Source organism: Thermophagus xiamenensis (genome assembly GCF_900112795.1).
Lineage (GTDB): Bacteria > Bacteroidota > Bacteroidia > Bacteroidales > Marinilabiliaceae > Thermophagus > Thermophagus xiamenensis.
Genome location: NZ_FONA01000028.1, coordinates 1 through 11,509 on the forward strand (window position 1 = coordinate 1; position 11,509 = coordinate 11,509).

Here is an 11,509-nt window from a genome sequence, read left to right on the forward strand (position 1 = left end):
ATTATCCTGCCTTTCCTCAATTTAATTCACTATGCTACAAATATAGTGATAATTGAGCCCTTCTTTTATGTGGCAAACATACGAGTCATTAGTTATCTGACACTAACCATCTGTTGACTAATGACTATTGACTTCTTCTGTAGCAAAAGCCGCCATGCTCGTTTCATCCGTATAAATTTTACTTACTCATTGATATATTGTTCATTAAAAGTAGTAATTAGTGGTTAGTCGTTAGTCATTAGTGAATCAACACTAGTCACTAATGACTGTTGACTAATGACTAATCACTTCTTCTGCCTGTGCACTTCTGTCTTTGTCTTTTTATTCATATTCTTTTGAGACAATCCTATGTTGGTCATGCTCGTATCATACAATCTTTTAAATACCTACCCCACCTTTGTGGCAAATATTTTAAACCGATTCATGAGCTGTTCGCCTAATGATTTCATCCTGAAGCTCGGTTCCCAAATCATTAAAATAATCGCTGTAGCCGGCCACACGAACGATGAGATCCCGATATTTCTCAGGATGTCTCTGGGCATCAAGTAAAGTATCGGCATCCACCACATTGAACTGCACATGATGACCGTTGAGACGAAAATAACCACGCACCAGGGCTGCCACTTTTTTTATGGATTCCTCATCCGAAAAAAAGGAAGGACTGAATTTCTGGTTGAGAAGCGTTCCGCCGGTCCTCAGATGATCGATTTTAGCGGCAGATTTCATCACAGCGGTCGGCCCCTTGACATCCGCTCCCTGTACCGGGGAAATACCTTCTGACAAAGGTTTTCCTGCCCGCCGCCCATCTGCACTGGCATGCATCACGCTTCCAAAATAGACATGGCAGGTGGTTGGTAACATATTGATTCGATAAGTTGCCCCCCGCGGACTGGTATGGCCCGTTACTGCATCATGAAATATTTCAAACACCTCTACCGCATGGCGGTCCGCTTCATCATCATCGTTGCCATATTTGGGTGTATGATACAACAAATGGTACAGCGAATCTTCATATCCTTCAAAATCGTTCTGCAGCACCTGCAAAAAATCATACGGTGACATCCTCTTCTTCTCAAAAATGTTGACACGCCACGATGCAAGCGAATCCGTAATAGTACCCAGACCAACGCCCTGAATGTAATTGGTATTGTAACGGGCGCCACCCCGGATATAATCGGTTCCTTTGGCGATGCAGTCTTCAATAATGAGTGACAAAAAGGGTGTAGGCAGATGGTCCATAAAAATCTTTTCAATGGTATTACTGCCCCGGATCTTAATTTGAGCAAAATATTGTACCTGTTTTTTGAAAGCAGACAATAAATCGTCATACCCCTTAAATGTGCCAGGCTCTCCGGTTTTTAATCCAATTTGTTTTTGGGTACGAGGATCAAAACCATTATGAAGGGTTATTTCCAAGATTTTTGGCAAATTGAAATAACCGGTTAAAATATAACTCTCAGTGCCAAAGGCGCCACTTTCAACACATCCGCTGGCGCCCCCGTTGCGGGCATCCACAATGTTTTTCCCTTGAGCGGTCAGTTCTTTTTCTATGGCATCGGCATTAAAAATGGAGGGTTGCCCAAATCCGGTTTTAATGATTTTAAGAGCTCTCTCAATAAAGGCATCGGGATTAACCCTACTGAGCTGAATCATCGTTCCCGGCTGCAACAACCGCATCTCCTCAATAACGTCGAGCAGGAGGAAGGAAAGCTCATTGACGGCATCGGTACCATCGGGTTTTACACCCCCCAGATTGATCAGGGTAAAATCGGTATACGTGTTGCTTTCTTCGGCAGTAACCCCTACTTTGGGTGGCGCCGGATGATTGTTGAATTTTATCCAGAATGCCTCCAGCAACTCTTTTGCCCGTTCACGATCCAGGCGTCCCTCATTAATATCACGTTGGTAGAATGGCCACAAATGCTGATCCAGCCTGCCCGGATTAAACGAATCCCAAGGGTTTAGTTCAGTGATGACGCCCAGATGCATAAACCAATAATGTTGCAATGCTTCATGAAACGTGGCAGGGGCATTGGCCGGAACACGACGACAAATGGCCGCCATATCCTGGAGCTCCTGTTTTCGAATTCCCTCTTTTTCCTTTTCTGCCAGTCGTTCCAACTCGTCGGCATGGCGCCTGGCATACATCACAATGGCGTTGGCCGCTATTCTCATGGCACTCAGTTCATGGCGCATCTGTTGTTTGAGCGGCTCTTCTACAAATTCGGTTTTAGCCCAAGCCTCCTCGATCTCTTCCAACAGGTCGGTCATCCCCTTCCGAAAAATCATGGATCCGGCAACGGTGTGTCCCGGTGCCCGCTGCTCCATAAATTCAGTAAAAATGCCGGCCTGATAGGCATCCAGCCATTCGGGCGACATGCTCTCCATGATCCTATCCCGGTTGGAACGCCCCTTCCAGAAAGGAATGATCACCTCTTTGTATGCCTTGCGGGTCTCATCATCCACATAAAAAGATACCTTTTTACGATGATGCAACACCTCCAGATCTTCCATGGAATGAATGGTGATTTCGGGATAGGTGGGCGTTGCTTTGGGGGCCGGACCCCTCTCACCCACGATTAACTCGTTCTCCAGAATAGAAATCTTTTTACGGGAAAGTAAAAATTCAAAGGCTTTGGCCCGTTGAACAGGAACAGGGTCAGAAACATCAACATGATATTGGTAAAATTGGGTAATTAAGAGAGCTCTTTCGGCCGAAATACGGTTGACGGCTTCCAGACTCTGACGCCGAAGGTGTGCTATTCGTGGTTTCATAATCTGTTTTTTTTCATATTGTTCACTAAAACTAAGACATTGAGACCTCCTTTTATTTTAATCCATCACTATAAGAGCAACGTTGAACCCGACACAGTGATCCATCTATCCGCCAATATGCACTTCAAACCCGGCTGACTCCATTTGCCTTTTCATATCCTCTAACTCATCGGTATTGAGTGATGCCATATTCTGAAAAGCATTCTTCATCCCAAGGGGTTGAAATTTATGATTCCCTGTATTGTGATACGGTAAAAGATCTATTCCGTGGGGGGATACGGGAAGATGCTTCAAAAAACGAATTACCGCCTCAGTATTCGCCCGGTTAAAGGACACCCCGGGAATCACCGGTATTCGGATCCGGAACGGTATTCCCCTTTTCGAGAGAACCTTCAGATTATGCAAAATCTTTTGGTTGGATACTCCGGTATATTTCAGATGTAAGGCCTCATCCATCACTTTCAGGTCAACCAAAAAAAGGTTGGTCCATTCAGCCGCTTTCAATAAATATTCGGTCGGTGTATAAACCGTAGTGTCAACAACAGTATGAATCCCCATATTTCTACAGCGGCGAAGCATCTCCAAAAGAAAGCGGTATTGCATAAAAGGCTCACCACCCGAAAAGGTTACACCGCCGTCGGACTCTTCCATAAATACCTTGTCGCTCAAAATCTCCTGTATAAGCGTTTCAGCAGCAATGATACGTCCTACCGGTTCCAAATGATAAAAAGATCGGCATCCCACCTTGTGCGTTTTGACCACCTGCACCACCTCCGGTGATATCCCTTCTGGGTTATGGCACCAGGCGCAGCGAAGCGGACATCCTTTAAAAAACACCGTGGTGCGAATGCCGGGGCCGTCGTGAACGGCAAATTTTTTTATATCGAATATGGTACCGTTCATGCAAATATTTTTTTTAATTTCAGTTATTCATTCCACTTTGGTGTTTGCTGGTTCAGAAGCGTTCTGACAAAAAAGTCGCGCCGCTTCCGTTCTCCAAACTTCCCACCCAAAGTATGCTTTACTCCTGGCAAAACAACTAATTCAAATTCCTTTCCAGCTTTTATCAGAGCATCTGCTACCTGCATGGTAGAAGCCGGATCCACATTATCGTCCAATTCGCCCACAATCAACATCAGATCACCCTGTAAAAGATGAGCATTTTCCACATTGGACGACTCGGCATAATGAGGGCCAACCGGATATCCCATCCACTGCTCATTCCACCACATTTTGTCCAATCGGTTATCGTGACATCCGCAGGAAGCCACTGCTGCCTTATAAAATCCGGGATAAAAGAGAAGTGCTGCCAGAGCATTCTGGCCGCCTGCCGATCCACCAAAAATACCTACTCTGGTGGTATCCATATAGGGGTACTTTTCGGCTGCAGTTTTAATCCAGCGTATGCGATCGGGGAATCCTGCATCCTTCAAATTTTTATAACAGACATCGTGAAAGGCCTTACTGCGATTGGAGGTTCCCATACCGTCGATCTGTACCACTATAAACCCCAGTTCGGCCAGGCTGCTGAAGGAGGCCATATAAGGGGAAAAGCTTTTTTGTACAAAAGAGCCCTGGGGTCCCGCATAAATATATTCAATAACAGGATAAGATTTATTGGGATCAAAGGAGGTTGGACGATAAATATTACCCCAGATATCGGTCTTTCCATCCCGTCCTTTGGCCACAAAAGGTTCGGGAGCTATCCAGCCTTTCGCTTCGAGGAGGGAAATATCCGCTTCTTCCAGCACCATCAAGGTGCGTCCATCTTTGCTGCGTCGTAATACCGAGACTGGCGGAATGTCGGGCGTGGAATAGATATCCACAAAATAGGCATAATCGTGCGAAAAAAGGGCTCTATGCTGCCTCTTCTCAGGGGTCAGTTCTTTCAGGTTCTTACCATCAAAACCAATGCGGTAGTAATGTTCGAAGTAAGGATCCTCATTCCTATTACGCCCACTGGCGCGAAACAGAATGGTACGCTCCTTCTCATCCACATTTTCTACTCCCCGAACGACCCATTGCCCCTTGGTAACCTGATTAATAATTTCTCCGGTTTTTCCGTTAATCAGATACAGATGGTTCCAGCCGTCCCTTTCTGAAGCCCAGATAATCTCTCCGGTTTCCACCAAATCATACCGGTACCGTTTGCCGCTGTAATCGATGAAAGTATCGCTTTGCTCATGAATGATAATTTTTGTTTCTCCCGTTTGAACATCAACCCGAACCACCTGATAAACTTGATGTCCACGCTGATTATATTCAAAAGTAAATGCCCTGCTGTCGGCCGCCCATTTAATATTTGAAATGCTAAATTGGTTTTCGAAGGGACGGGTGTCTATCTTTATTTTCTTACCTTTTGCCACATCAAACAGGGTAGGACGGTACAGAGGCAAGGCATCCCCTGGACGAAGATATTCCCGTTTGTGTAGTTTGGGTAGCAATTGATCATCGGGCGAAGATTCAATAAACTGCATGTAACGTTTTTCGTGAATCCGTACTTTATTGGTGACCAAATAACGAGAGTCCGGCGACCATAAAAGGTAAGACGAATAAAGGTCTCCGGCACAGCCGTCATAGCTGAGTTGGTGTACCTCACCCGTATCCATTTGGCGAACAAAAACATTATAATCACGAATGAAGGCCTCTGCCTTCCCGTCGGGTGAAACTACAGGATCATTGGCCAACTCGTCACGCGATGTTCCCCAATAGGGCCATTCCTGTTTCTTTTCTTTGGCCGCCACCGGCTCCAGTCGATAACCATCAGCCAGATAGCATTTCCATGTGGTATCTTTTCGTTCAAATGTAAGGGTGGTGATATCGGCAGAAAATTTCAGATTAAAAAGTGACAACTTGTTGGCCTTGGCTTTTACTTTTAACCTCTTACGAATAGCGTTGGCAAGCCGGTCCTGATCGAAGGCAGTCCGCTTTTCCCGGGTTTGGGCATCAACAATGAAATATTTTATTGTGTCAACAGAAATGCGTGTTTTATACCATAACATACTGGTTGTATCAATCCAATGAACTTCAAGGATTTCATGTAACACCAGATTTCTGAATTCCGATACAGAATCGGCCCGCAAATAATCTTCTTTCGTGAACTGAGCATTTAAAGAAAAGCCAGCATAAACCAGAAGGATTAAAAAAATGACGCGTTTCATAGCTATGGAAAATATTGAATGTTATGCTTGATGGTTTGGAAGTCTTGATTCCAGGGCTGAGCTGGATGAGTACTTTCTCATTGTTAACCTCAACCTTTGTCTAATGGGAACAAACACAGTAAACAGGATAGTCATAAAAGAATATATCAGCAGAATTATGCCAGATACCATCTTGGTTAAGCATGATTCTCCCTGACCACATTTCAGAAAAAATCATTCAAGTGAGCCAGCACTCGTAAAGACCTACGCCAAAACGTCGGTATTGATTATTATAGTGCTTGATGGTAATCATTTCAAGAAGTTTTCTACTGCTAATTTAATTATTTTATTATTAATGATGGATAATTAATATCCTCAATGTTTGGGCAAGAAAAAACCCATTGGCCCAACAATGTCCCGATTATTCCGGGAAAATATTGACAATTTCTTGATTCTGCTCTATTAGTCGTGTTTATTGAATTTAATAAATGAAACTTTTTGATACTTATGATAAGGTCTCAGACCTTTATGATAAGGTCTCAGACCTTTATGATAGGGTCTCAGACCTTTATGATAGGGTCTCAGACCTTTATGATAAGGTCTTAGACCTTTATGATAGGGTCTCAGACCTTTATGATAAGGTCTTAGACCTTTATGATAAGGTCTTAGACCTTTATGCAGACGTTAAAGTCCTAAATGCAATGCCCCCGGAAAAAAGGAATTCCGGGGGGTAGATTATTTCTGGCCCACTATGGCCAATTGATAATATTTTAGGTCCTTTATTGGATGCTTCCACTCAATTCTTTCAATGTTCTCACGCCAAATATCGGGCCGGCCCGATGGTTCTCTTTGGGATTGAATTGGACGGTAATTCTACCTTTCGAAAGATCCAAATCATCCGGAAGGTCATATACTTTGGTATAGAATTGGCCAGGTCGTGCGTTGGAAATATTTTCGGTAGCAATCACTTTTCCGTTAACCAAAATATCAAAGGTACGGGAACCCTGGTAACCACCCCAATATTCAACAGCCAGTTGAACGGTAGCATCCTTAATCACTTTCATTTCGCAGGACATCCAGCCGCCACGATCAGCTTCTCGGTACTTGCGTCGCCGATACTCATGGGCCCAACTTTTTTCGCTTTTGAAATTGTGATCCCTTTCGGGTTGCATCTCTCCTGGCTGGAAGAAATCAATGGTTCGGGCCTCCAGTATTTTTTGGGCTTCCAGTTTGGCTTTATATTCCTCCTGAAACTGCTTCCATTTAGCCTCGTTAAAGATGTCGAAATAAACAGAGTATCTTCGGTCATGCGTTTTGTAAAAGGGTTTAAAAATAATATCCCTGGGTCGCCCGACATTTTGAGTTTTGAACATATTTGGTTCATCCGGAACAGGAATAGTCCAGCTTTGGGGATTGCGATCCTCAACCATTAATACCGGTACATAAAGCGGATCATTCGCCTTGGGATCGTCCACCGGCCCCAACTGTCCGGCCAGAACCAATGGTCCATACATCAAAGCCACCCTGTCTTTATTATCGGGCATAGCCTCCAGCCTGAGAGAAAAAGGAAAAGAAACCTCTACTTTATCTCCTGTTTTCCACTCCCGATGAATGGCTACAAAGCTTTGAGGTTTCTGGCTGTAGGATACCTTTTTCCCGTTTACAGTAACAATCATACCTTTTTCAGCCCAGTAAGGATAACGAATTTGAAGTATCAGATCGACAGGTTTTTCACATTCAAAAATAAAAGAGGTTTTTTGTTCGTCAGGGTAACGGGTATTTTGTGTCAACTTCAGACCTTTTTCCTTCCAATTGAGCCGGGAAGCAATGAACTGACTTACGAACAACTCTCTGTCATTATGGAAGTAAATATTTTTCGGATATTTGGCATGATTTTCCATTCCGGTCCCCACACAACAGGTAAACCCAAAGGGATTCTGATAATGCTTATGTCCTCCCATTTCTAAAGACAAATTATAGATAACATGGCCCGATTGAGGATGCTGGGATGACAAAATATGGTTAAACAGGGCTCTTTCATAATAATCGGCCACTTCCGCTTCAGCTTCCCACTTAAACAGATGATTTGAGAGCTTCAGCATGTTGTAAACATTGCAGGTTTCGGTGGTATTACTGCTGAGGCGATTGCTGAGAGTATCAGGTGGCCCGAAATATTCATGGTCTCCGTTACCACCGGTAACATAAGAGTGATGGTAAACAACGCGTTCCCAAAAGAATTGAGCCGTTTTTCGGTCAGTAGTATCACCGGTTAATTCATACAAACGAGACAGTCCGATAATTTTGGGAATTTGTGTATTTGCATGGTGTCCGGGAAGGATATCGATTCCTTTAGCAAGAGGATCTAATACCGCCTCATGATGAAAAAGCCTTGCTATTTTTAAATATCTTTCATTTCCAGTAACTGCAAACAATTCAGCATAGGCTTCATTTATCCCACCGTGTTCGCAATGCAACATTTTTTGAATTTCTTCATGAGATAGGTTTTCAACAATAGATCCTAGCCAATCGGCAAATTTTTGTTCAACTTCGAGCGCTTTTTTATTTCCGCACAATTTATAGGCATCCATTAGGCCGGCCATAATTTTGTGCTGTGTATAAATAGGGGCCCAAATACCATTTAAATCGAAACCTGCCGAACGGATATTGCCATTGGCAATTTCCTCTTCAAAAATTTTTTTTCCATTGTCAAAAGCACCGAGATAGCCATCACCGTGTGCCTTTTGAACGGTATCTAGTTCATTAACAATATAATTTACTCTCTTGAGAAATTCCTCATTTCCGGTAGTTTTGTACATCATGGAACAGGCCGACAAGTAATGGCCCAGGCTATGTCCGGTGAGCGATTCACCTTCCCATCCTCCATAGTGTTGGGCTTTGGGTTTTAGATGGGCCTGCTCCCGGAAGTGTGCCAGCAATCGATCTGGTTCATAATTTAAAAGAATTTTTTCATTAAGTTTGGAAGCCTCTAGAAATGGTCCGTCCAGTAATTCCACTTCTTCAAGGTCGAAAGGCAAAGCCCTGAATGAGACCATCTCCGGACCCTCGGTCCTGATATAATGTTTCTCTTCTTCTGCTACTTGCTGACAAGCACTCAACAACACAGCAGTTCCCCAAAAAACGGCTTTAATTGTATTCGTTACTTTTTTCATTTTTTCTTATTCGATTGATTTTTAACAAACATAATTCTTTCAATAATTTTTATTCGTAATTAATAAATCATCAAGATTTTAGGCTCTAAAATCGATGATAGGTTAATTCATTCGCAACAATAAAATGAAATAACACAAATAAAGGGTTTAAAATGCTGGCTTCCTTCAGTATCACTGAAGCCTAATTTTTACTTTTACATTGTAACATGACAGGAAGGACACTCCTCCGCCTCAAAATCAGGAAAATATTCACTAAGCAGATCATATAATGCCGGATCATACTCCTCTAACTCTTTTCGGGTATTCACATGGTTGTGTTTACCATCGGGTTGTGCTACTTCGGCATTTACATTGAACCAATTTTGGACACCTTCGGCCCAATATTCCCACACATTTGTGGCCGCATAGGTATTTTTATATTTACCATGCACAATGGCATTGTCCAGCATTCCCTGTAAAATATCATTAAACCCTGGTTGTAATGGCAAAATTCCTACGCTATGAATAGTATGTGCAAATTCATGAATTAAAATATCTTCGGCATGATACTTATCTATTTGATAGCACAAAAGATTTTCTTCTGCACAGGTTGTAAGCGGTAGCTCTAAAGTTCCGCCGAGACCGCGAGCTCTAACATCCCAGTTCAAACTGGTATCTTCTTTCAGGTAAGCATGTTCAGGAATATCAGTAGTTCCCTCATACCGTGCCATGATTCCAACCCTGGTATAATTTTTCTGAAGCTGCTTCAGAACCTCCGCCGGAAGACTCTTTGTCATAAAATCAATAATTCGACAAGCAACAAAAATAGCCGAATCAGGCACCCGATGAGAACTGATAATATGGATGCCATTAACATTGACATATTTCTTGTAAAAACCATTAAAATTCAAACTGTCAGGAGGCCGAATTATTTGAAACACCTTGCCTTTTGTATCTTTTATTTTTCCCCTACCAGTTATCAAACCATTCCAACAGAGGAATAAACAGGTGAATACACAAATTAATACTGTATTTTTTTTCATCTTTCTTCTTTTTTAATCTTTACTGGCAAGCATAGTAAATCCTAAAGTTTAACGATATAAAGCCTCGATTTTTAACAATCTTAATAAGAAGTATTATTACTTTTTCAGCCTCACCAGTAACACACCATGAGGGGGGATGTCGGCCGAAAGTTTTTCGTTGGTTGTACCAATATATTCATGCTTCCAGCAGTCCCATATTTTGTATTGATATTTATGTAAATTAACATCTTTCACAAAATACATAGTGTGTTGCTTCCAATTATAGGCCAACTTCCAAACTTCACTTGATCGATTCAGGAAGCAAACCGCGACTTCTCCTTTAGTCAAAGGTTTAGCCCAGATTTCATAGTCTCCCATATCCATAAATCGACGAGCCTGTTGTCCCAATTCATCCTGATTTATAGAAATTACATCAAGATTAGTCAGAATTTCCCGAGTCTGCCGATCCATATTTCTCAAATCATTTCCAGCCATAAGCGGAGCTGCCAACATGGCCCACATAGAAAAATGTGTTTTATACTCGGTATAGGTCATACCACCATTTCCCACCTCGAGCATATCGGGATCATTCCAATGACCAGGACCAGCATACGGATAAAGCTCCGCCTGCCGATCAATGATATCCATCACACCAAGTCCTCCCCAATCAAATTGGCACTGGAAACAATCCCTGATATCGGCTGTAGTTCTCCACAAATGGCCAATTCCCTTGCCCCACTTCCAGGGTTCATTATCACCCCACTCACAAATAGAAAAAACAATTGGCCGACCAGTGGCTTTCAACGCATCACTCATGGTCTTATATGCGGCCTCTGCATTCTGTCCTTCATTATAGCACCAGTCGTACTTTAAATAATCCACACCCCACTCTGCATAGGTACGGGCATCCTGAAACTGATACCCTCGACTGCCTGGCCGTCCCTGGCAAGTCTTTGATCCAGCGCAGGAATATATGCCAAATTTTAACCCCAATGAATGTATATAATCGCCCAAAGCTTTCATACCTGAAGGAAAGCGTTCGGAATCCGGAATAATATTCCCCAAACTGTCACGCCCGATCTGCCAGCAATCATCAATGACTATGAATTCATAACCTGCATCTCGCATGCCTGAATTAACCATGGCTTCGGCCATTTCCTTTATTATTGTTTCGTCCACATTACATCCAAACTTGTTCCACGAATTCCACCCCATCGGTGGAGTAAGGGCCAAACCATCATTTTCCTGGGATAAAACCGAATGAACAATATTTACAACAAGAAAAAACAAAAAACACTTTTTCATAATATTCATATTAATGCAAAAGAAAATCCATATCTTATCTTAGAAAGTGATTTTTTTATCCTTAAAATTTACTTAAGTTATTGGCCAGATGGAACGCGCACGAACTAAAGTTTATATA

Annotated in this window: 7 protein-coding genes; 1 reads left to right on the plus strand and 6 read right to left on the minus strand. The window is 42.6% G+C overall.

Going from position 1 to position 11,509, the window contains the following annotated elements:
- Nucleotides 1–411: 411 nt before the first annotated feature.
- The 3 genes from hypD to BM130_RS14105 form a co-directional block, all read right to left on the minus strand.
- Entirely contained in the window at nucleotides 412–2,775 is a 2,364-nt protein-coding gene (gene hypD / locus BM130_RS14095) for a trans-4-hydroxy-L-proline dehydratase (protein WP_010528603.1), read from the minus strand.
- A 105-nt stretch (nucleotides 2,776–2,880) separates the two neighbouring features.
- A complete protein-coding gene (locus BM130_RS14100) occupies nucleotides 2,881–3,678 on the minus strand; it encodes a glycyl-radical enzyme activating protein (RefSeq protein ID WP_010528604.1) in 798 nt (265 codons plus the stop codon).
- Between the two features lie 23 nt (nucleotides 3,679–3,701).
- Nucleotides 3,702–5,936: a S9 family peptidase gene (locus tag BM130_RS14105; protein ID WP_010528605.1), complete on the minus strand. Its 2,235-nt coding sequence runs from the start codon at nucleotides 5,934–5,936 to the stop codon at nucleotides 3,702–3,704.
- A gap of 467 nt (nucleotides 5,937–6,403) precedes the next feature.
- Here BM130_RS14105 and BM130_RS14110 point away from each other — a divergent pair, with 467 nt between their 5' ends.
- Nucleotides 6,404–6,649 carry a hypothetical protein gene (locus BM130_RS14110; RefSeq protein WP_074964408.1) on the plus strand — a complete coding sequence of 82 codons (246 nt, stop codon included), beginning with the start codon at nucleotides 6,404–6,406 and terminating at the stop codon, nucleotides 6,647–6,649.
- 45 nt (nucleotides 6,650–6,694) lie between these two features.
- Here BM130_RS14110 and BM130_RS14115 read toward each other — a convergent pair whose 3' ends face one another.
- The 3 genes from BM130_RS14115 to BM130_RS14125 form a co-directional block, all read right to left on the minus strand.
- Nucleotides 6,695–9,085, minus strand: coding sequence for a glycoside hydrolase family 127 protein (locus BM130_RS14115; RefSeq protein ID WP_010528606.1), 2,391 nt, complete (start codon nucleotides 9,083–9,085; stop codon nucleotides 6,695–6,697).
- A gap of 194 nt (nucleotides 9,086–9,279) precedes the next feature.
- Nucleotides 9,280–10,107, minus strand: a complete 828-nt coding sequence (locus BM130_RS14120; protein WP_010528607.1) for a M90 metallopeptidase family protein — start codon at nucleotides 10,105–10,107, stop codon at nucleotides 9,280–9,282.
- Between the two features lie 96 nt (nucleotides 10,108–10,203).
- A complete protein-coding gene (locus tag BM130_RS14125; protein WP_010528608.1) occupies nucleotides 10,204–11,391 on the minus strand; it encodes a glycoside hydrolase family 27 protein in 1,188 nt (395 codons plus the stop codon).
- Nucleotides 11,392–11,509 lie beyond the last annotated feature (118 nt).

Coding starts and splice junctions, on each gene's coding strand:
- hypD (WP_010528603.1), bottom strand. CDS start 2,775: ATGAAACCACGAATAGCACACCTTCGGCGTCAGAGTCTGGAAGCCGTC.
- BM130_RS14100 (WP_010528604.1), bottom strand. CDS start 3,678: ATGAACGGTACCATATTCGATATAAAAAAATTTGCCGTTCACGACGGC.
- BM130_RS14105 (WP_010528605.1), bottom strand. CDS start 5,936: ATGAAACGCGTCATTTTTTTAATCCTTCTGGTTTATGCTGGCTTTTCT.
- BM130_RS14110 (WP_074964408.1), top strand. CDS start 6,404: ATGAAACTTTTTGATACTTATGATAAGGTCTCAGACCTTTATGATAAG.
- BM130_RS14115 (WP_010528606.1), bottom strand. CDS start 9,085: ATGAAAAAAGTAACGAATACAATTAAAGCCGTTTTTTGGGGAACTGCT.
- BM130_RS14120 (WP_010528607.1), bottom strand. CDS start 10,107: ATGAAAAAAAATACAGTATTAATTTGTGTATTCACCTGTTTATTCCTC.
- BM130_RS14125 (WP_010528608.1), bottom strand. CDS start 11,391: ATGAAAAAGTGTTTTTTGTTTTTTCTTGTTGTAAATATTGTTCATTCG.